The organism is Salisaeta longa DSM 21114, from assembly GCF_000419585.1.
Classification (GTDB): domain Bacteria; phylum Bacteroidota; class Rhodothermia; order Rhodothermales; family Salinibacteraceae; genus Salisaeta; species Salisaeta longa.
Genome location: NZ_ATTH01000001.1, coordinates 2,876,334 through 2,895,468, shown reverse-complemented (window position 1 = coordinate 2,895,468; position 19,135 = coordinate 2,876,334). Strand labels below are relative to the sequence as shown.

Here is a 19,135-nt window from a genome sequence, read left to right as displayed (position 1 = left end):
GCACACGGGGTGCGGGTTGGAGGCCGCAGCCTTATTTCTTGTGAAGCTCAACGTAGCTGTTCTTTGCGCCCGGCACCGATCCCTTTACGAGGATGGCGTTATGGTCGGGCAGCACGCGCACCACGCGCAGGTTCTTCACTTTTGTGCGGTCGCCGCCGGTGCGGCCGGCCATGCGCGTTCCTTTAAACACGCGCGACGGGTCGGCCGAGGCGCCAATCGAACCGGAGTGGCGCTGCTGGTCGGACTGGCCGTGGGTGGCCATGCCTACGCCGCCAAAGCCGTGGCGCTTTACTACGCCCTGAAAGCCTTTTCCTTTGCTGACGCCCACCACGTCAATGGTTTCGCCTTCGGTGAACACGTCGTCCACGTTCAGCACGTCGCCGAGGTCTACGTCGCCCTCGAAGCTGCGGAACTCCACCACTTGCTTCTTCGGCGCAGCGCCCGCCTTGTCAAAGTGCCCTTTCAGCGCGCTCGTGGTGCGCTTCTCTTTCTTATCGTCGAAGGCCAACTGTACCGCGTCGTAGCCATCGGCCCCATCGGCATGCTTCACTTGCGTGACGATGTTAGGACCGGCCTCGATGACGGTGCACGCAATATTGCGTCCATCGTCTTCAAAGACGCTGGTCATGCCCACTTTCTTTCCAATCAGTCCGCTACTCATAGCAGTCAGTCAGTCTAAAGTCTGTTTGTAACCCTGGGCGCGATGCTACGGGCGCTCCAGGCGAAGTACAATGGTCGAACGCGTGGTGGCACCTATCGAGGGTGCGAGGCGCTCGGTCAGTGCGTCGGCCCCGGCTGCTACGCCGGCGGTTTCTAGCACGACACCAAATGTTGTCTTTTCGTACCGCCAGTACACCGGTTTACTAAATCCGCCGCTCCATACCATCGTGCGTGTATTTTGGAGCAGCACGGTGCCTGCAAGCTGTAGGCCGCCGGCGCTGGTCCATTGAAAGCGCGACGGGTCGGTTGCGAGTTGTAGCCGCAAGCGGTTGTAGCGCTCGGTAAGCAAACTCGTGTAGTCGAACCCGTCCACGCGCATCGTCTGGATGCGCCACGTGCCCACGATGCGGCGGTAGGCCGATGTAGTTGCGCGCTGACGGTCGCAGCCGCTCGCAAGGAGCACCACCACCATCAGGCCAACCACGTGGCGCAGGCGCGGCACCCTTACACCTTAATTTCCACGTCCACGCCGCTCGGAAGCTCAAGCTTCATGAGGGCATCGACGGTCTCGCTGTTCGACGAGAGAATATCGATGAGGCGCTTGTGGTGGCGGCGCTCAAACTGCTCGCGGCTCTTCTTGTCTACGTGCGGGCCGCGAAGCACCGTGTACACCTTCTTTTTCGTGGGCAGCGGAATGGGTCCGCTAACCACAGCGCCCGTCGATTTCACCGTGCGGATGATCTTCTCCGCACTCTTGTCGATCAGCGTGTGATCGTACGACTTCAGCTTAATACGTATTTTTTGCTGCGTTGCCATATCGTCGGGTCTATGTTCAAAAGCTGAACGCCGGCGCGCGGTGCCCCGGCGTTCCGCGGTCGAGGCCGTGGGGTTAGTCGAGGATCTTGCTGACCACGCCCGCACCGACCGTGTGCCCGCCCTCGCGAATCGCAAAGCGCAGGCCCTCCTCCATCGCCACCGGCTGAATCAGCTCCACCGTGAACGTCGCGTTGTCCCCCGGCATCACCATCTCCATCCCCTCCGGCAGCTTGATGTCTCCCGTCACGTCCGTCGTGCGGAAGTAAAACTGCGGGCGGTACCCCTTGAAAAACGGCGTGTGACGACCGCCCTCTTCCTTCGACAGCACGTACACCTCGCACTCAAACTGCTTGTGCGGCGTCACCGTCTCTGGCTCCGCCAGCACCATGCCGCGCTCGACCTCTTCCTTCTTGATCCCGCGCAGCAAAATGCCGGCGTTGTCGCCCGCCTCGCCTTCGTCGAGCGTCTTGTTAAACATCTCAATCCCCGTCACCGTCGAGGTGAGCTTCTCCTCTTGCATCCCCACAATGTCGATCTCGTCGCCCGTGTGGATGCGCCCGCGCTCAATGCGGCCCGTCACTACCGTCCCGCGGCCTGTAATCGAGAAGATGTCCTCAATCGGCATCAAGAACGGCTGGTCCACGTCGCGCTCCGGCGTCGGAATGTACTCGTCGACCGCCGCCATCAGCTCCATGATCTTCTCTTCGGCCGCCGCGTCGCTCTCCAGCGCTTGCAAGGCCGAGCCGCGGATCACCGGCACCTCGTCGCCCGGGTACTCGTACTCCTCAAGCAGCTCGCGGACCTCCATCTCCACAAGCTCCAACAGCTCCTCGTCGTCGACCAGGTCGGTCTTGTTCATAAACACCACCAGGTAGGGCACCCCCACCTGCCGCGCCAGCAAAATGTGCTCGCGCGTCTGCGGCATCGGGCCGTCGGTGGAGGCGACCACCAAGATCGCCCCGTCCATCTGCGCCGCGCCCGTCACCATGTTCTTCACGTAGTCGGCGTGCCCCGGGCAGTCCACATGCGCGTAGTGCCGCGCCTCCGTCTCGTACTCCACGTGCGAGGTCGCAATCGTAATCCCGCGCTCGCGCTCCTCCGGCGCGTTGTCAATCGACTCAAACGTGCGCTCGGCCGCGCCGCCCACCTGCTCGGCTAACACCTTCGTGATCGCCGCCGTGAGCGTCGTCTTCCCGTGGTCGACGTGCCCGATCGTGCCAATGTTTATGTGCGGCTTCTTCCGCTCAAATGCCTGCTTCGCCATAGCTCAGTATCGTGTCGTTGGAATGAATCAAAGAGGGGTTGGTGTGCGCGCTACGCAGCAGCACCCACGGTCTCGTCGTCGATGATTTCTTTCGCGAGAGACTCGGGCACCGCTTCGTAGGTCTCAAACTGCATGGTGTAGATGGCGCGCCCCTGCGTGATGGAGCGCAGGTCCGTGGAGTACCCAAACATTTCGGAGAGGGGCACCATCGCGTTGATGACTTGCGCGTCGTTGCGCTGCCCCATCTGGCCGATGCGTCCGCGGCGGCTGTTCAGGTCGCCAATGACGTCGCCCATGTACTCGTCCGGCGTGATGACCTCGACGGCCATAATTGGCTCCATGAGCACCGGCTTGGCGCGGCGGGCGGCCTCGCGGAAGCCCATGCGCCCGGCAATCTCAAATGCGTTCTGGTCGGAGTCGACGTCGTGGTAGTCGCCATCGTACAGGCGCACCTTCACGCCCTCGATGGGATACCCGGCGAGCGGTCCTTGATCCATCGAGCTCTCGATGCCTTTGCGCACCGAAGGGATAAACTCTTTCGGAATCGAGCCACCCACGATTTCATCTTCAAACTCGAGGCCCGTGCCCTCATCGTTCGGGCTGACCTCCATGTAGATCTCTGCGAACTGTCCGCGACCGCCGGTTTGCTTCTTGAGTACGTAGTGCTCGTCGTAGGCGGTGGTAATCGCTTCGCGGTACGCCACTTGCGGGCGCCCGATGTTGGCCTCCACCTTGAACTCGCGCTTGAGGCGGTCCACAATAATCTCCAGGTGGAGCTCGCCCATGCCCGCGATGATGGTCTGACCCGTTTCTTCGTCGGTCGAGACGTTAAACGTCGGGTCTTCTTCGGCCAGCTTCACAAGCCCACCGGTCAGCTTATCGCGGTCGGCCTTGGTTTTCGGCTCAATGGCAATACGGATGACCGGCTCGGGGAAGTCCATCGACTCCAGCACCACCGGGTGATCGGGGTCGCAGACGGTGTCGCCCGTCTTGAGGTTCTTGGGCCCCACCACGGCGGCGATGTCGCCGGCACGCACCATGTCGATGTCTTCGCGGTCGTTGGAGTGCATGAACATCAAGCGGCCCACGCGCTCCATCTCGTCGCTGCTTGCGTTGTACACCTTCGAGCCGGCTTCAAGCGTGCCGCTGTAGACGCGCACAAAGGTGATTTTACCGACGTACGGGTCGGTAGCAATCTTGAAGGCAACGCCGCTAAACGGTTCGTCTTCTTGGGGGCGGCGTACGATTTCCTCCTCCTCGTCGCGCGGGTGATGCCCCGTAACCGGCGGCACATCGTCCGGGCTCGGCAGGTAGTTGATGACGCCATCCAAGAGGCGCTGTACGCCCTTGTTCTTGAGCGCCGTACCGGCAAACACCGGTGTAATGTCGCGGGCCAGGGTGGCCTCACGGATGACCGCGCGGAGCTCTTCCGGCGCAATCTCTTCGCCCTCCAGGTACTTCATGAGGAGCTCGTCGTCATACTCGGCCACGCTCTCCAGCATGTTGATGCGCCAGTGGCGCGCGGTGCCTTTCAGATCTTCGGGGATGTCCATCACTTCCCATTCCATCCCCTGCGACTCGTCGTCCCATATGATCGCCTTGTTTTCGATCAGGTCGATCACGCCGCGGAACATGTCGCCGGCGCCAATGGGGTACTGCACCGGAATCGGGTTGGCCTTGAGGCGATCCTCCATCATCTGAAGGACGTTCTCGAAGTCGGCCCCGGTGCGGTCCATCTTGTTTACAAACGCGATGCGCGGCACGCCATACTTGTCGGCCTGGCGCCACACCGTCTCCGACTGCGGCTCGACACCGCCAACGGCACAGAAGAGCGCCACGGCGCCATCCAGCACGCGCAGCGAGCGCTCCACCTCAATGGTGAAGTCGACGTGCCCGGGCGTATCGATAATGTTGATGCGGTGATCGTCCCAGTAACAGGTCGTCGCCGCACTGGTGATGGTGATGCCGCGCTCTTTCTCCTGGTCCATCCAGTCCATGGTGGCTGCACCTTCATGGGTTTCGCCCATGCGGTGGAGGCGCCCGGTGTAGAACAGGACGCGCTCAGTCAGCGTGGTTTTCCCCGCGTCAATATGGGCCATAATCCCAATATTGCGGGTGCGATGGAGCGGAAAGCTTTCGTTCTTCGTGGTAGCCATAGCTCTGTAGTTGTTGCGTGCCTTAAGTGCTCAGGTGCTCGCCAAAACGAGCACGCGAACACGCCGCCTCAAGGGATGCGCACGAGCGCGCATTTAATAGCGGAAGTGGGCGAAGGCCTTGTTGGACTCCGCCATGCGGTGGGTGTCGTCTTTCTTCTTCACGGCCGATCCTTCGCCGCGCGCTGCTTCGAGCAGTTCGCCCGCAATGCGGTTGACCATGCTTTTCTCTTTGCGAGCGCGGGCGTACTGAATGATCCAGCGGAAGGCCAGTGTGATGCGCCGCTCGGGGCGCACTTCAATCGGAACCTGGTAGGTGGCGCCGCCTACGCGCCGGCTGCGCACCTCAACGTTCGGAGAAACGTTGTTCACGGCTTTCTTGAATACATCGAGGCCCGGCTCGCCGGTTCGGTCTTCAATCACGTCGAAGGCGTCGTACACAATGCGCTGCGCCAGGCTCTTTTTGCCGTCACGCATGACGGCATTGACGAAGCGCGACACCATGTCGTCGCGATAAATTGGATCGGCCTGTGTGGTGCGCCGCTTGGCTGCCTTATCCCGTGCCATAGGTTGCGTTGTGCTGTCAGGTCAAAAAAGTCCTCGGAGGGCCGGCGTTAACTGCGCGGCTTTTTGGTGCCGTACTTCGAACGGCCCTGGCGTCGTTCGTCTACGCCAGCGGCATCGAGTGCGCCACGCACGATGTGATACTTCACACCCGGCAGGTCCTTCACGCGGCCGCCGCGCACGAGCACAATGGAGTGCTCTTGCAGGTTGTGGCCTTCTCCAGGAATGTAGGCGGTCACCTCGTTGCCGTTGGTCAGCCGCACACGCGCCACCTTGCGGAGGGCGGAGTTCGGCTTCTTCGGCGTCGTCGTGTACACACGGGTGCATACGCCACGGCGCTGCGGACTCCCGTTTAGCGCGGGGGCATCGCTTTTCTTCTCGTTGGTCTTGCGCCCGTTACGGATCAACTGCTGTATCGTAGGCACGTGGGTCGCGTGGCTTCTGATGAATATCGGTGCATGCCAACGGCACAACTGCGTGCCGCCGGTTCATTTGTACAGTCTTGGTGTATGTGGCCGCCTGCGCCTTGGTTCAACCTACTGTATCAAGAAACAGCCAATACACACGACCACCGGCCCAAGCGCTCCTCTTGCCCCTCCACCGCTTGCATGTTGCATCTTTTCACCGATCAACCGGTACATATCGGTAGATCAAAACAGGCAAGGCACGGTGGGGTAGCGCGAGGGCCGTTCGGTACAGCGACGCGCGGCCTGCAGGACTGTCGCCTACGAGGCGGCTTCGTCCGGGGTTTCTGTGGGCGCCGGGCTGTCGGTGCTTTCGGTAGAACTTTGCTCGGGGCTCGCGGCCTCTTCATGCGCGGTGGGCTGCGGCTCATTACCCGTCACGGCGCCGTCGCCGGTTGTGTTGATGTACGACCCGTGCGGCCGCTCTCCCAAAATCGCCACGAGCTCTGACGGCCCCAGCACTTCCTTTTCCAGCAGCGCCTCGGCCAGCGTATTCAGCAGGTCGCGGCGCGTGGTGAGCATCTCGCGCGCGGCTTCTCGTACGTCGCCGATGATGCGCTTCACTTCTTCGTCGATGGCCTCGGCCGTGGCCTCGGAGTAGGGCTTGTCGAACACCGGCTCGCCCTCCTCGCGGCCCGACAGGTTAAAGCTGACCTGCCCGATGCGCTCGCTCATGCCGTAGTCGACCACCATGGCGTACGCCATTTTCGTGATGCGCTCCAGGTCGTTCTGCGCGCCGGTGGTGATGCTTCCAAACACGACCTCCTCGGCCACACGCCCGCCAATGGCCATGGTCATGCGGTCTTTGAGCGCCTGCGTGGAGTAGAGATAGCGCTCCTCGGGCAGGTACTGGGCATACCCGAGGGCCGAGAGCCCGCGCGGCACGATGGAGACTTTCACGACGGGGTCGGTGTGCTCCAGGAACCACCCCACGATGGCGTGGCCGGCTTCGTGGTACGCGATGACCGTGCGCTCTTCGGGAGAGATGAGTTTGTTCTTCTTCTCCAGCCCCGCAATGACCCGGTCGATGGCCTGCTCGAAGTCGGCCATGTCAACTTCGTCCTTTTCTTTGCGGGCCGCGAGCAGGGCCGCCTCGTTGCAGATGTTGGCAATTTCGGCTCCGGCAAAGCCCGGCGTTTGACTGGCCAAAACCGCTGCGTCGACGTCCGCGCCCAGCAGCAGATGCGCCATGTGCACGCGAAAGATCTTCTCGCGGTCGATGCGGTCGGGCTTGTCGACCAGGATTTGCCGATCGAAGCGGCCCGGGCGCAGCAGGGCGCTGTCGAGCACGTCCGGCCGGTTGGTGGCGGCCATGATGATGACGCCGGCGTCCGAGTCGAATCCGTCCATTTCCACCAGCAGCTGGTTGAGCGTATTCTCCCGCTCATCGTTGCCGCCCACCATCGAGTTGCGGCCGCGCGACCGCCCGATGGCGTCCATCTCGTCAATGAAGATGATGCACGGCGCTTTCTCTTTGGCATTTTTGAAGAGGTCGCGCACGCGCGAGGCGCCCACCCCCACAAACATCTCGACGAAGTCTGAGCCGGAGATGGAGAAAAATGGCACCCCGGCCTCGCCGGCTACAGCCTTGGCCATCAGCGTCTTGCCGGTACCCGGCGGGCCCACGAGGAGCACGCCCTTGGGCAACTTGCCGCCCAGCCGTGTAAACTTCTCCGGGTTCTTCAGGAAATCGACCACTTCAACGACTTCCTCCTTGGCCTCCTCAAGCCCGGCCACATCGTCGAAGGTCACGTTGTGGTCTTCGGACGCGTCGAAGAGCTTCGCTTTGTTCTTTCCGATGTTAAGCACCTGCTGGCCCGGATTCATCCGGCGCATAAACAGCACCCACAGGGCAATGAGCGCCCCAAAAAAGAGCAGCCACAGGAGCGTGGTGCCCAGCCAGTTGCCCTCGGTGCGCGCGGCAAACTCCACCGTGGGCCCCTTGGTTTGCTCGGCCGACGCGTTGTACGTCCGCAGAAACTGCGTGAGCTGGTGGTCGTCTGGCTTTGTGCTTACGAAGCGGCGGCGGTTGTCGGCGGTCATGTCGCCAAGCAGTCCGTCGCTTGGCGGTGCCACCTGCACGCGGCCCTTGGCCACTGCCGTCGCGGTATAGCGGCCCTCGATGCGCGCGTCGTTCACCAGCGTCACCGATTCGACGTAGCCCTCTTCGACGTATTCGAGGAAGGTGCTGTACGCGATGCTTTGCGGCGAGGTGCTGCTCCAGTTGATGACCAGGTGCACCACCAGCGCGAGCACCACGACCACATAAATCCAGATGAGAAACTGCGGATGCTTGCTGCTCGACGAACCGGTGTCGCCCGTCTCGGGCGGCGTGCGCTTGTCTTGCGCCATGGGGGAGGGGGGATTGATACAAAAAGCCCGCGTCTTGCAGGTACGAAACGCGCGTGCCGGTGTGGCACGTTGAGGCCAAACACGTAGGGTGCAAGACGGGGCAACAGGGCCCGATGCCGAACCGCAGGGGTGCTCTTTAGTTCCTGTGCGCTACGGTTGCGGCGGGCGCGTGGTGTCGGCCGGTGCACGGATTGCTCCGCGGCGGGGATCAGCGCGGCGGGCCGGCATGCGGCCACGCGTCGAATCGGCGGGTGCGGCCGATGGGGCGCGCGCAGACCGCGACGGCGCAGCGCGTGTAGCGGGCGGGGCGGTGGTGTCTGCCGCTGGGGCGGGCGGCGATCGTAGCACGTCGAGCCACGTCTGCGCGCGCTTCGCCTGGGCCGTTGCTGGATAATGCGCGAGCAGGTGTTGGAGCATGCGCGTGGCGACGGCTGATGGCGAATCTTCGGGCGCGGCGGCGCTGCTATCTGCTGCCACGGCAGCGCGGGCTGCTGTGGTGTCGGCCGTTGTCGTATCGGCAAGCGCGGGCCTGCGGGCGGGTTGGGCACGCACGGTCGTATCCGCGGGAGCACGCGTTGCCAAGGTATCGACCGCCCCGCCACGAGACGTATCCGGCATGGCGCTCACGTCCATCACAGCGCTGTCGGGGCGTGCCCGCCGGACCCTCGCGGTGGTGTCCAGCGGCAGGTAGACCTGCACGACGGAGTCGAGGCGGGCGCTCCGGCTCGTATCGCGTGCCGTGCGCAGGTAGACAGTGGTGGCGGCCAGCCAGGCCCGGGGCGCGGTTGGCGTTTGGGGATAGGCGCGCGCCGCGGCCAGCAACGTTTCGAGGGCGTCGCGCGGACGGCCGCTGCGCCACGCTTTTAGTCCCTCGCGGTAGCGCGCCGCAGCCTGGGCGGCATCGTCGGAGGTGGCGCGGGGCGGCTGCCCCAGGCGCTGCCGGGCCTGATCGGCCAGCGGCGTGTCGGGGTGGTTCGCAATGACCTGCCGGTACAGCGCGCGGGCTTCGGTGGTGTCGCCCGCGGCGCGTAGCGCCTCGGCCAGGGCGTAACGGGCCCGCGGCGCCACAGCTTGCGCGGCAGGATCGGCCAGCACCTCGCGGTACCAGTGGGCCGCCGAGTCGGGGCGGTTGGCCGACAGGAAGAGGGCATTCGCTAAGGCGTAGCGCGCCAGCGCGCGGTCTTTACGCATCGCCGCCCGCGCTTCCGCGGTGCGTGGCACGGCCGATACGTCGACGACGCGCCCCCCCGTCGATGCCCCAGACGAACCAGGTGCCCCTTGCACAGGACCGCGCGGCGCAGCACTGCTGTCCACAGCACCAGCGCTATCGGTGGCAGCCCCTGCGGTAATGGCGGTTGCATCACCGGTTGTAATGGCTTCGGCCCGCCGCCAGTTGGGCACCAGCGGCCGGTCGCCCCATCGCTGCCGAAAGCTCTGCATGCCTTCCTGCACGCGTACTGGACTCTCGTGGTATAGAAAGCCGGCGCTGCTTGCGGCCGTGGCCACGCTGTTCGTTCCGCGGGGCCGCCGGTCCTCAACGTATGTGGCCCGGTTGAAGGCCGACGTAGACGCCCGGTTGGCTTCGGCCTCGGCCCGGGCATCGCGCGCCGCCAGCCGCACCCGCCGGAGGCTGTCAACATACGCCCGAAACGCCGCCCGCGGCATCCGGCCGAGGCGCAGCAGCGAATCGAGGCGGGTTGCGTGCTGTGCGGCCTGCGCCACCGGTCCTAGCCGATCGGCAAGCGTGCGGCTGTCGGTGATGGCAACCGACGTAAACAAGCGCTCGGCCCGGCCTGTGGCAGGCGTTTGCAGTTGCGTGGCGGCCGTATCGAAGTGGGCCGCGGCCTGTACGAAGTTGGTGTAGGCATCGCGGTAGAGCGTCCCGAGTGCGTAATGCACGCGCCCCGCAACGCCGCGCCCGGCCGCCTCCGGGCCGTGCAGCAGCGCCTTGTACGTGGCGCGCGCCGCGTCGCGCTGGCCCGCGGCCTGCAAGACTTTTCCCTTAACCAGGCGAATGTCGTCGCGCTTCTCAAAGTTCTTGTCGTCTTCCATCAGCTCCTCGACGCGGCGCAAGGCTTCGCGGGGCCGTTGGGCCCGGCTGCCCATCACGCGGGCCGCGCTAAGACGCGCCGCAAAGCGTAGCTCGTACGTCGGATTCTCCTCCACCGCCCGGCTGTACGCGGCCATCGCGGCGGCATACTCGCCCCGCGTCTCGTTCACCTGCCCGAGCAAGAACGCGCCACGTGCAGCAATCTCGTCGGGCAGCTCGCCCATGCGTAGCCCCGTAGCAAGCGCCTGTGCGGCGCGGTCCCAGGCCCGCTGCTGCACCAACAATCGGCCCTGCGCCAGATGCACCTGGGCCGTCCACCGGTTGCCGGCGGGCATGTCCGCCAATACGGTGGGAATGACCGTCGCGGCCTCCTCGTACTGCTCGGCGGCGATGAGCGTGCGCACCAGCCAAAACCGCGCCTTGTGCTGCTTTGGACTCCCAAGCTGTATGACTTCCCGGAATTTCCGCCCGGCGCCCACATAGTTTTGCTGGTAAAAGTAGGAGCGCCCGATGAGCATGAGCGCATCGTCGACCCACTTTGAGCGGGGATGGTCGCGCAGCACATCGGCGCTCTTCTGAATGACCGGATCAAACGCCGTGGCCTGCGCAGCGGTGGGCGTGAAAAAGACCGTCAGGTAGCGGTCGGTATCCACCGGCGCAGACCGCTCCGTCAGGTTCTCCACCTCGCGCTCAAAAATGTTCTGCGCGTTGTGCAGGGTGTTGTAGTACGCCGTAAAGTTCGACCACTGGCGGCGCACCGTCGTGCATCCCGCCAGCCCAACGACCAGCACGATACCCAGCAGACCGGCAATGTACAGCGTTCTACTCGACACGACTTACATGAACCATGTTGGTGCGCCCGCGGGCCGGCAGCGGCATGCCCGCCGTGATAACGACGAGGTCGCCCGGGTCGACGAGGTTGTTTTCGATCAGGACGCTGTGCACGCGCGCAATGCCTCGATCGGTGTCTTGCTGAAAGGGAATGTAAAAGGACGCTGTTCCCCACAGCATGCCCAGTTGCCCTACCACGTGCTCGTCGTCGGTAAAGGCGTAGATGGGCATGCTGGGCCGGTGGCGCGCGATGTTGCGGGCCGTAGCACCGGAGTTGGTGAGGCAGCACACCGCCTCGGCGCCCACTTGCTCAGCGAGGCGGCAGGCTGTAAAGCTCACCGACGCCGTCACGCTTTCATTCCGCTCCAAATCCTCCGGCCGCTGCGCCAGCGTCTGCCGGTACTGCGTCCAGTGCTGCTCGGCCTCGCGGATGATCTGGTCCATCGCCTCCACCACGCGTACCGGATCGACGCCCACGGCGGTCTCCCCGGAGAGCATCACGGCGTCGCTGCCGTCGAGCACCGCGTTGGCCACGTCGCTGGCCTCGGCGCGGGTGGGCCGCGGATTGTCGATCATGCTCTCCAGCATCTGCGTGGCGGTTATGACCGGGTGGGCGGTAGACATGCTCTCGCGGATCAGCATCTTCTGCGTCGAGGGGACCTTTTCCATGGGCATCTCGATGCCCAGGTCGCCCCGCGCTACCATAATGCCGTCCACCACGTCCAGGATGCCCGCAATGTTGTTCACTGCCTCGGGCTTTTCAATCTTGGCGACGATGCTCACATTTTTCCCGGCCTGATCGATGCGATCGCGCAGCGCCTGCACATCTGAAGGGGTGCGCACAAACGAAAGCGCGATGATGTCGACATTCATCGACAGCCCAAAAGCCAGATCCTCCAGATCCTTTTCGGTGAGCGCGGGCGTTGAGGTGCGAATGTGCGGCAGGTTAACGCCCTTGCGTGACCGCAGCGGCCCGCCCTCGATCACCGTGGTGACGACCTCGGTGTCGTGGATCTCCGTAATTTCCAGTTCAAGCAGGCCATCGTCGAGCAGAATGCGCCCGCCCACATCGGCATCTTCGGGCAGCGTCTCGTAGTCCACGTAGATGCGCTCGGCGGTGCCTTCGTCCATCGGCTCGGTGGTGATGACCAGCTCGTCGCCAGCCGCAATCGTGACCTCACCATCCCTGATGGGTCCAACGCGAATTTTAGGCCCCTGCAGGTCTTGCAAAATCGGCACCACGCGGCCCTCGGCTTCGGCAGCTTCGCGCACATGCTTGATGCGCGCCTCGTGCTCCTCGTGCGAGCCGTGCGAGAAGTTCATGCGCGCCACGTCCATCCCGGCGCGCACCATCTCCTGGATGGTATCGGCGTCGTTCGAGGCGGGGCCCAGGGTACAAACGATTTTGGTGCGTCGGCTCATAAAAAGTCGGGGCTTGGTCGTAAGCAGTTAGCGGGGAGGGAGCACAGCGACGTAAGGTAGCAAACGCCACGTACAAATGCGTACCGCGCCGCATGTTCTTTAGATTAGGCGGCGTTCGCAACGTAGGTGCGAGCGAAGCCGCTGTAGCCTTCATTTTTGGGGAACGGCGGGCGCGTCATCATCCAGGGCCTGCTGCGCAGCGCTACGTAGCGCCTGCGCGTCGCGGGTACCCTCAGCCGACGACACCATCATGAGCTCGCCCACGTTTTCAAGCGTCAACAGGCCCACAAGCTCACCGCTGCCGTCCACCACCGGAACGGTCGAGCAGTCGGCCTGCTGCATGTGCTGGAACGCCTCGTTGAGCATATCCTGCGGCGTAACCGTGAGGCACTCGTCATCCATCACCGTGCGCACCGGGGCCTCGCGGTCGTGGGTGTTAAGCGCCTCGATGAGCTTTTTGCGCTGCAAGATGCCCACCACGCGGCCCGCGTCATCCACGATGGGAAAGTCGTGATCGGCGCCGGCCAACAGCTCGTCGACGGCGTCGCCCAAGGTAGCATCGGGCCGGAGCGTTGCGAAGCGCGTCATCATGGCGCGGCGCACCGGCGTTCCGTCCGTAAGCGTACGAAACATGGCCTGCTGGGCTTCTTGCTGCGCGCCGACGTACACGAAGAATGCGATGAAGAGCAGGATGGGATTGAAGTTGATGAGGCCAAAGAGCCCGAAGAGGATGGCCATGCCCTGCCCCACGTTCGAGGCGATTTGCGTGGCTTCGGCGTAATCCTTTTTGAGCGCCAGCAGCGACCGCAGCACGCGGCCGCCGTCCATAGGAAACGCCGGCAGCAGGTTAAACCCGGCCAGGACGATGTTCATCCACAGCAGCGCGCTTGCGATGGGCGGCACCGGACCGGTGATGGTGGGCATCAGCGGCGCGCCGGCAATGAGCAGCCCCACGGCCAGCACAGCCGCGATGACGATGTTTACCGCGGGCCCGGCGATGGCAATCCAAAACTCGTACATCGGCTCTTCGGGAATGCGCTCCAGCTGCGCCACCCCGCCGATAGGGTAGAGGGTGATGTTGCGCGTGGGCACCTCGAAGCGACGCGCGGTAAGGGCGTGGCCCAGCTCATGCAGAATGACGCACCCAAACACGGCCAGGATGAGCCCAATGCCTTGGGCCGCAGCCGCCACGCTGCCGGTTTGCCACACGTAGTAGCCGCCCAACCCAATGAGCAGAATGAGAAACGACCAGTGCAGGTAAATGCCAATACCAGCCGCCGATCCAATCTTGAGGGATTTCTTCATGGGAAGCCTTTGCGCCCGTTCCAGTGACAATCGACGGTAGAACGCCGTTACGAAACGGGGCGTTTCTGTGCAGGGCAGCGCGTTGAACACACGTTTCGTTTGCGTGCGGCACAGCCGCTGCCCTCTGCTCACGAGGCTCGTGCCCACGAGGCTCGCGAGTCGCCGTTACCCCAACGAAGCAATCTCCTCTTCCAGCTGCTGCTTGCGGTAGAGGTCGGCGTAGAGCCCCTCCTCCGCAAGCAGCGCTGCGTGGGTGCCGCGCTCGGCGATGCGGCCTTTGTCCATCACCAAAATCAAGTCGGCGTTTTGCGCGGCCGACAGCCGATGGCTGACGATGACGAGTGTGTGGTTGCCCTGCCGTGCGCGCAGCGCATCAAGAATGTTGCGCTCCGTCTCCGTATCGACCGCCGAGAGGGCATCGTCAAAGATCAGGATACGGGGGTCACGAATGAGCGCGCGGGCAATGGAGGTGCGCTGCTTCTGCCCGCCCGAAAGCGTAATGCCGCGCTCGCCCACGTGGGTCTCAAAGCCTTCCGGAAAGTCGGCGATGTTGTCGATCAGATCCGCCTCCGCCGCGGCGGCCTCAATGGCTTCCTGCGAGGCCTCGTGCGCCCCAAAAGCGATGTTGTGCGCCACCGTATCGCTGAACAAAAAGACATCTTGCGGCACGTAGCCCACATGCTCGCGGAGCACGTTGAGGGGAATGGAGCGCACGTCGTGCCCGTCAACGCGCACCGTGCCCTCGGTAGGGTCGAGCAGGCGCGGAATCATGCGTACCAGCGTGCTCTTGCCCGAGCCCGTGCGGCCCACCACGGCCAGCGTGCCATCGGCCGGCAAGGAGAAGCTGACGCCGCGCAGCGCCGGTGCCTCGTCCTCGGCATACCGAAACGACACGTCGTCGAACGCCAGTGCGCCGTCCAGCGACGTGATGGAATCGTCCGTCGCGGGCCCATCGGCAATGGCCGGTTCGCGGTCGAGGATGCGATGCAGCCGGTCCACCGACGCCGACGCCCGCTGAATCATCGTGATGACGAAGCCCAGCGACGCCACCGGCCACGTCATGCGGTTGACGTAGAGGATGTACTCGGCAATGTTGCCAACGGTGATGGCGCCCTGCGCCACCATGCGTCCGCCCATCCACACCACGATGATGGTGGAAAAGCCCACCAGCATCAGAAACACTGGGCGCCACGCCGACTCCACAAGCGCGAGGTCGAGGTTACGCGTTTTGTAGCGCTGGCTCTCGTTGGCAAAGGCCTCCGCCTCGGCCGGCTCGCGGGTGTACGCCTTGAGCACGCGAATGCCTGAAAGGGCCTCTTGCACGCGGCTTGTGAGGTTCGAGTACTGCTCCTGCAGCGCGTCGCTCCGGCTGTGCACCATGCGCGCCAAAAAGAACACGCTAACAGCCAACAGCGGCATCGGGAGGAGCGCGTACAGCGTAAGCCGCGGCGAAATGACAAGCATTACCGACACCGCCACCAGCACCATCACCAGCGAGCGCGTCACGTACATGATGGCCGGCCCAATGTAGCGGCGCACCTTCTCGATGTCATCCGTGGCCCGCGTAATGACGTCGCCGGTTGCATACTCCTGGTAGAAGTCCATCGAGAGGCGCTGCAGATGCTCGTACAGCCGCGAGCGCAGGTCGAACTCGATGTGCCGCGAAGCCACCACCACCGTCTGGCGCATCAGGAACTTGAAGAGCCCACTTACCAACGTGAGCGCCACGATAGCGCCGGCAAACCCGAGGAGGGCGTTGAAGAAGTAGCCGTAGAGCGCAGCCTGCACGGGCGTGCCCGCAAAGCCGTGGTGAATGGTAACGACCCGCGGGATGCTATCGATGGCCTCACGCACCACCATGGGCACAGTAATTTCAAAGCCGGCCGAGATCATGGTGCACAAGAGTCCCGGCACAAACAGGTGCTTGTACTCCCAAAAGTAGTGGTTCAGCCGGGCAAGAGGGCCGTTCATACAACCAGCAGTGGATGCGAGGAGAGCAAAGGCATGCGTGCGGCCCCGAACGCGCCGTGTGATGGGCAGATCCACCACCCGGACGGTTGTGGCAGGATTTGCGCAATGTTTGGCACGAACCACCGCGCGCCGCGCTGCGTGGAAGGCTCGTACCGCTTGCATTACGCACGCATCCCTTTATGCCCGGTGGCGGCTTCTCCCGAACCTCTTTTTTGGAAACGCTGGCGCGACGCCATTGCCGCCTTCCTGCGGCCTTCGGGCGCGCCGGACGATACCCCTTCAAATCGAGGGCTGGTCTTGGCGGTTTGCTTTTCGATTGCGGTGGTGCTGTGGCTGGCCACAACGCTGCAGGAAACGAAGACCATTACCCTAGAGCTGCCCACCCGCGTGGTAAACATTCCGGCGGGCGAGGCCCTGGTACGCCGCCCGCCGGCCCGCGTGGAGGTGCGCCTGCGAGGCGAGGGGTTGCAACTGCTGGCCCTTTCGGTTACGCCGCCGACGGTCACGCTGAGTGCGGCACGGCCCACCACCGACGTGCGCGAGCGCCTGTTGCTCACCCAGCGCTCGGATGTGACCGTGGAGAGCGTGCGCCCACGCACCATCGAGATTCCCACCGCGCCCCGCATTCAGCGCCGCCTGGCCATCGTGCCGCGCGTTACCTTTCGCCTGCCCGCGGCCTACGAGCTGATCGCCCCGCCCAAGCTATCGCCCGATTCGGTGCAAGTGAGCGGCGCCGCCCCCGTCGTGCGCTCGTTTTCGGCGTGGCCCACCCAACAGGTGACCGTGCGCGACGTGCGCGACTCAACCACCGTCCGCCTCCCCCTGGCCGACACGCTCTCGTACCTTGTCACCCGTAGCATCGATGCGGTGCAGATGCATGTGCGCGCCGGGCGGTTTGCCGAGGCCACCCGCACGCTGCCGGTGCGTGTAACGGGCGTGCCCACCAACCGCGACCTTGTGGCCCTCGACCCCTCCACCATCCGCGTGCGCTACCGCGTGTTGTTCGAGCAGCTGTTTGCCTCGCAGCGCACCGACGACTTCTATGCAACCGTATCGTACAACCAGATCCGCTCCGATACCACCGGCCGCGTTGCCCCGCGCCTGCACATCCCGTCCGACCTCATGATTCGCAACGCGACGCCCATCCCTTCCACCCTCCGCTACTACACCCTGGTGCCCAACAACTGAGCGCCTTCCGCGCGCTGCCCCCACCTGCCTTCCCCCACTGCCGTGCCCGCCGAACAGCACTTTAAAATTTTCTCGGACCCGGTGCACGGGTTCATCTCGGTCCCCAAAAATGTCCTCATGGACCTGATCCAGACGCCCGAGGTGCAGCGGCTGCGGCGCATCCGGCAACTTGGCGTGGGGCACTTGGTCTTTCCCGGGGCCGAGCATACCCGCTTCAACCACGCCCTGGGCGCCATGGCGCTCATGCAAGATGCCCTGAGCAGCCTGACAGAAAAGGGCACGGACATCTCGCCCCAGGAGCACACCGCCGCACTGGCGGCTGCCTTGCTGCACGACGTGGGGCACGGCGCGTTCTCGCACACCCTTGAGCACACGCTCATCAAAGATTTCCACCACGAGGCCATGAGCCGGGCGCTGCTGGCCGACCTGCGCGACCGCTTTAACGGGCCGCTCGGCGATGCGCTACGGATGTTTGACGACACCTACCCGCGCCCCTTCTTCCACGAGCTTGTCGCCAGCCAGCTCGACATGGACCGCCTCGACTACCTCCGCCGCGATGCGTTTTACACGGGCGTCTCGGAGGGCGAGGTGGGCGTGCAGCGCATCATCAAAACGCTGCGCGTGCACAACGAAGCCCTGGGCGTTGAAGCGAAAGGGATTTACGCCGTCGAAAACTTTTTGCTGTCGCGCCGGCTGATGTACTGGCAGGTGTACCTCCACAAGACCGTGCTGGCTGGCGACATGCTGCTGTATGCGATTTTAGATCGCGCCCGCGAGCACCTGCAGGGCGAGCGCCCCTGCGATGCCGCACTGCACGACGGATCGCCCGCCCTGCGCTTCTTCCTCTCGCAACACGTCGCCGCCGCGGCCCTGTCCGACCCCGACGTGCGCGCCCAGTACTGCCGCATCGACGACACCGACGTGCTCTACAGCCTCAAGCAGTGGATGAACAGCGACGACCGCGTGCTGGCCGACCTCTGCCGCCGGTTTATCAACCGCGACTTTTTGCGGGTTACGTTTTTGGAGCGGCCGCCGACCGATGCCGAACTCAGTACCTGGCGCCAAGCCGTGGCGCGCTGGCTTGTAGCCACCGAGCGCGCGCCCGCAAGTACCGCGGGCCACGATGCCACCTTTTATGTGCGCACCGGCCACTCCGACCACACCTCCTACGCCGCCACCTCGCGCGACGGCATCCGCATCATTGAGCGCGACGGCACCGTGCGCGAACTCTCCGAAACCACCGACACGCCCATGGTGGCGAGCTTTACCGATCCCGTCGTTAAGCCGTACGTGTGCGCGCCCAAGTCCGTAGCGCTCGATCTTCCGTCGGCCGCGTAGGGCCTCGGCTCAGCGCGTGGCGCACCGCACGGCACAAACGGCGCACGCCACACGCGCCAAACGCTCTACCACACAAACTGTACATCGTGCCGCAGCGTTGTATATTGAAAACGACGTGCAGTTCACTCCCTCTGTAACAACGTGCCCCGCCGGCTCGTCTTGCACACCGAACACAGCATGATGCACGACCACGCCAGCAGCGGCACATATTCCGAACGAACGGTGGATGCTTTCGAACAACAGGTGCACCAGTACCGGGACCGCGTGTACGGCTTTGCCTGCTACTTCTTAAAAGACAAGGTGGCGGCGCAAGACATCACCCAGGACGTGTTTATCCGGTTTTGGGAGCACCACGACGACATAGATACAGATCGCGCGCTGGGATGGCTGATGCGCGTTACGCGCAATGCCTGCATCGACCTGCATCGCAAGCGCAAAACGCGCCGCAACGCGGTAACGGTAAACTCGGAAAACGTGGGCCGCGCCGAAAGTCCGGCGCCCTCGCCCCAGGCCGATGCCGAAGCCGTAGACTTTCAGCAGCACCTCGATGCGGCCCTCGACCGCATCGACGAGCCGTACCGAAGCGTGGTTGCCATGCGCGAAATTCAACGGCTAAAATATAAGGAGATTGCAGAAGCGCTCGATATGCCCATCAACACGGTAAAGGTGTATATCCACCGCGGACGCAAAAAACTTCGCCACCAGCTTTCAGAGGTACTTGATCATGAAACGGCCTGAAGCTTCTGCCCCACAGGAA

Annotated in this window: 15 protein-coding genes; 3 read left to right on the top strand and 12 right to left on the bottom strand. The window is 63.9% G+C overall.

What is annotated here, in order from left to right:
* Positions 1-31 precede the first annotated feature (31 nt).
* The 12 genes from rplC to SALLO_RS0112080 all read right to left on the bottom strand — a co-directional run bounded on the left by rplC (position 32) and on the right by SALLO_RS0112080 (position 15,852).
* Entirely contained in the window at positions 32-661 is a 630-nt protein-coding gene (gene rplC / locus SALLO_RS0112135; RefSeq protein WP_022836577.1) for a 50S ribosomal protein L3, read from the bottom strand.
* Between the two features lie 45 nt (positions 662-706).
* Positions 707-1,162 (bottom strand): hypothetical protein, encoded by a 456-nt coding sequence (locus SALLO_RS0112130; protein WP_022836576.1) that lies wholly within the window; start codon positions 1,160-1,162, stop codon positions 707-709.
* A 2-nt stretch (positions 1,163-1,164) separates the two neighbouring features.
* Entirely contained in the window at positions 1,165-1,476 is a 312-nt protein-coding gene (gene rpsJ / locus SALLO_RS0112125) for a 30S ribosomal protein S10 (RefSeq protein WP_022836575.1), read from the bottom strand.
* A 73-nt stretch (positions 1,477-1,549) separates the two neighbouring features.
* The gene (gene tuf, locus SALLO_RS0112120) at positions 1,550-2,740 is read right to left on the bottom strand and encodes an elongation factor Tu (RefSeq protein ID WP_022834471.1); all 1,191 of its coding nucleotides are present in this window, start codon (positions 2,738-2,740) and stop codon (positions 1,550-1,552) included.
* A 50-nt stretch (positions 2,741-2,790) separates the two neighbouring features.
* Positions 2,791-4,896, bottom strand: a complete 2,106-nt coding sequence (gene fusA, locus SALLO_RS0112115; protein WP_022836574.1) for an elongation factor G — start codon at positions 4,894-4,896, stop codon at positions 2,791-2,793.
* A 93-nt stretch (positions 4,897-4,989) separates the two neighbouring features.
* Positions 4,990-5,460 (bottom strand): 30S ribosomal protein S7, encoded by a 471-nt coding sequence (gene rpsG / locus SALLO_RS0112110; protein WP_022836573.1) that lies wholly within the window; start codon positions 5,458-5,460, stop codon positions 4,990-4,992.
* A 47-nt stretch (positions 5,461-5,507) separates the two neighbouring features.
* Positions 5,508-5,882 carry a 30S ribosomal protein S12 gene (rpsL, locus tag SALLO_RS0112105; RefSeq protein ID WP_022836572.1) on the bottom strand — a complete coding sequence of 125 codons (375 nt, stop codon included), beginning with the start codon at positions 5,880-5,882 and terminating at the stop codon, positions 5,508-5,510.
* 300 nt (positions 5,883-6,182) lie between these two features.
* A complete protein-coding gene (gene ftsH, locus SALLO_RS16975; RefSeq protein ID WP_022836571.1) occupies positions 6,183-8,273 on the bottom strand; it encodes an ATP-dependent zinc metalloprotease FtsH in 2,091 nt (696 codons plus the stop codon).
* Positions 8,274-8,423: 150 nt separating this feature from the next.
* Positions 8,424-11,156 carry a type IX secretion system periplasmic lipoprotein PorW/SprE gene (gene porW, locus SALLO_RS16970; RefSeq protein WP_022836570.1) on the bottom strand — a complete coding sequence of 911 codons (2,733 nt, stop codon included), beginning with the start codon at positions 11,154-11,156 and terminating at the stop codon, positions 8,424-8,426.
* Positions 11,146-12,576, bottom strand: a complete 1,431-nt coding sequence (pyk, locus tag SALLO_RS0112090) for a pyruvate kinase (RefSeq protein ID WP_022836569.1) — start codon at positions 12,574-12,576, stop codon at positions 11,146-11,148. Before pyk ends, porW begins: the two co-directional genes overlap by 11 nt.
* 150 nt (positions 12,577-12,726) lie before the next feature.
* Positions 12,727-13,881 carry a site-2 protease family protein gene (locus SALLO_RS16965; RefSeq protein WP_022836568.1) on the bottom strand — a complete coding sequence of 385 codons (1,155 nt, stop codon included), beginning with the start codon at positions 13,879-13,881 and terminating at the stop codon, positions 12,727-12,729.
* Positions 13,882-14,046: 165 nt separating this feature from the next.
* Positions 14,047-15,852 (bottom strand): ABC transporter ATP-binding protein, encoded by a 1,806-nt coding sequence (locus SALLO_RS0112080; RefSeq protein WP_022836567.1) that lies wholly within the window; start codon positions 15,850-15,852, stop codon positions 14,047-14,049.
* 297 nt (positions 15,853-16,149) lie between these two features.
* On the opposite strand from SALLO_RS0112080, the gene SALLO_RS0112075 reads away from it, so the two are divergent.
* The 3 genes from SALLO_RS0112075 (at position 16,150) to SALLO_RS0112065 (ending at position 19,116) form a co-directional block, all read left to right on the top strand.
* Positions 16,150-17,040, top strand: a complete 891-nt coding sequence (locus tag SALLO_RS0112075; protein WP_157621440.1) for a YbbR-like domain-containing protein — start codon at positions 16,150-16,152, stop codon at positions 17,038-17,040.
* Between the two features lie 42 nt (positions 17,041-17,082).
* Entirely contained in the window at positions 17,083-18,378 is a 1,296-nt protein-coding gene (locus SALLO_RS0112070; protein WP_028567216.1) for an HD domain-containing protein, read from the top strand.
* Positions 18,379-18,555: 177 nt separating this feature from the next.
* On the top strand, positions 18,556-19,116 hold the full coding sequence (locus SALLO_RS0112065; protein WP_028567215.1) for an RNA polymerase sigma factor: 561 nt from the start codon (positions 18,556-18,558) through the stop codon (positions 19,114-19,116).
* The last annotated feature ends 19 nt before the right edge of the window (positions 19,117-19,135 follow it).